We start from the raw sequence: 2,149 nt of genomic DNA on the forward strand, positions 1-2,149 counted from the left end.
TGATGCACGTCCTTCGAGGACCTGGTGAGGGGCCCTCCCGCCCGTCTTCTTGGAGCGTCGGCGGCGACGGATGTCGTCGGGGACGGTGTAGCGCTCGGCGATGATCTGCTTCGCGGTCGCGCGGTCGACAGGGGTGCCATCGACATCGCGCAGCTCGTAGGCGAGGCGGCGGTGCATCACGGTCCAGGCCCGTTCAGCGAGCCGGGCCGCGACCACGCACAGCGCTTTGGTGTGGACCGCGCCCTTGTGGACCATCTGGTCGTAGTAGATCGCGGCGAGCTGGGGGTCGAGCTGGCGGGCGGTCTCGGCCGATCGTTGCAGCTGGGTGCGTAGCCGCCGGGTAACTATTCAGGTCTGAGCGGGACGGGGTGCGGTGGTGGTTCCGTCGGTGTAAGCCAACGGTGTGGCTAATGTTGTTTCTGTTGCTGGTGAGTGACGGGAGCTGGTGGGTGGATCGCGCGGAGCTGGAGGCGGAGAACGCCGCGTTGCGTGCTCGTGTCGCTGAGCAGGATGTCGAGATCGCGGCGCTGCGCCAACAGGTGGCCGAGCTGGTCGCGCGGCTGGAACAGAACCCGCGGAACTCGTCCAAGCCGCCGTCGTCGGAGGGCTACGCCAAACCTGCGCCCAAGTCGCGGCGCACCTCCTCGGGCCGCAAGCCGGGCAAGCAGCCCGGGGCACCGGGCAAGCATCTGGCCAAGGTGGCCGACCCGGACACGGTGGTGGTCCATGCCCCGCAGGCGTGCGGTTCGTGTGACGCCGGCCTCCACGATGCTGAGGTTTCTGGGGTCCAGGCCCGTCAGGTGTTCGACATCCCCCCGCTGCGGCTGGAGGTCACCGAGCACCGTGTCGAGCAGCGACGCTGCCGTTGCGGGACGGTGACCGCGGGGCAGTTCCCGGCTGGCGCGCGTGGTCCGGCGTGCTACGGGCCGCAGGTGCGTGGCCTGGCGGTGTATCTGCTGGCCTACCAGCATCTGCCCTACGACCGTGCCGCACAGCTGCTCTCTGATGTGCTGGCCGCACCGGTGTCGGTAGGGACGTTGGCGTCGATCATGAGCGAGGCCACCGGCCGCGTCACCCCGTTCCTCGACGCGGTCCGCACTCGGCTGGCCGCCGCTGGGGTGGCACACTTCGACGAGACGGGTGCACGGGTGGCCGGCAGGCTTCACTGGGTGCACTCGGCATCGACCGACCGCTGGACTTTGTACACGGTTCATCCCAAGCGCGGCGTCGAAGCGATGGACGCTGCCGGGGTGCTGGCCAATTTCGTCGGGATCGCGGTCCACGACGGCTGGCGGCCCTACCGCCGCTACCCCGGTCTGGCCCATGGGCTGTGCAACGCCCACCACCTGCGTGAGCTCACCGCCGCGGCCGAACAGCCCGGCCAGGGCTGGGCGATCGACATGGCCACGGTGCTGTGCGACGCGCTCGCGGCCGTCGATGCGGCCAAGACCGGCGGGGCTGTACGGCTCGATCCGGCCACGCTGGAAGGCATCGTCGGCCGCTACGCCAAGGCGGTGGCCGCCGGTCACTCCGCCAACCCCCCGCCACCCCGATCAGGCAGACGCGGACGCACCGCCAAGTCCAAGGCCGCCAACCTGCTCGGGCGTCTCGATGACTACCGCGACGACGTGCTGCGCTTCGCCTTCGACTTCGCCGTCCCGTTCGACAACAACCTCGCTGAGCGTGATATCCGCATGATCAAGTTGCAGCAGAAGATCTCCGGGGGCTGGCGGACCCTGGCCGGTGCCGAGACGTTCTGTGCGCTGCGCAGCTACATCTCCACCATCCGCAAGAACCGCATCCACGTGCTCACCGCACTCGCCCAGGCGTTCAACGGCGACCCGTGGCTGCCCACCGCCCCCCGGCCCCTGGCCGCAGCAGCCTGACCCCCTGGATCCAGATCCACCGACGTTCCGCTTCGTCAAGCACCGCCAGGGTCTGAACAGTTACGCCGCCGGTTGCCGGCCTTCGACATCGGTTGGCCCTTGCGGTCGGACTCGCCGGTCTCGGACGCTTTGGGGGTCAGGCCGAGGTAGGACTTGAACGCCGCAGCGTTGCGGAACCGGTCGGGGTCGCCCATCACCGCGGTGAGCATCGGTCCGCCAACCTCGGCGATGCCGGGCAGGGTGCGGGCCAGCAGGTCGGGGTC

At 69.5% G+C, this 2,149-nt stretch carries 2 protein-coding genes and 1 pseudogene; 1 reads left to right on the forward strand and 2 read right to left on the reverse strand.

The window, feature by feature from the left end:
* A pseudogene (locus tag WEB03_RS12035) lies at positions 1 to 255 on the reverse strand (IS110 family transposase); the annotation flags it as partial.
* Between the two features lie 194 nt (positions 256 to 449).
* Here WEB03_RS12035 and WEB03_RS12040 point away from each other — a divergent pair.
* A complete protein-coding gene (locus WEB03_RS12040) occupies positions 450 to 1,886 on the forward strand; it encodes an IS66 family transposase (RefSeq protein ID WP_368071195.1) in 1,437 nt (478 codons plus the stop codon).
* Positions 1,887 to 1,921: 35 nt separating this feature from the next.
* Here the strand turns inward: WEB03_RS12040 and WEB03_RS12045 are convergent.
* Positions 1,922 to 2,149 (reverse strand): IS110 family transposase (locus WEB03_RS12045; protein WP_368071196.1); only part of this gene is annotated, 228 nt, incomplete at its 5' end.

Source organism: Nitriliruptor sp., from assembly GCF_040882075.1.
GTDB lineage: Bacteria > Actinomycetota > Nitriliruptoria > Nitriliruptorales > Nitriliruptoraceae > Nitriliruptor.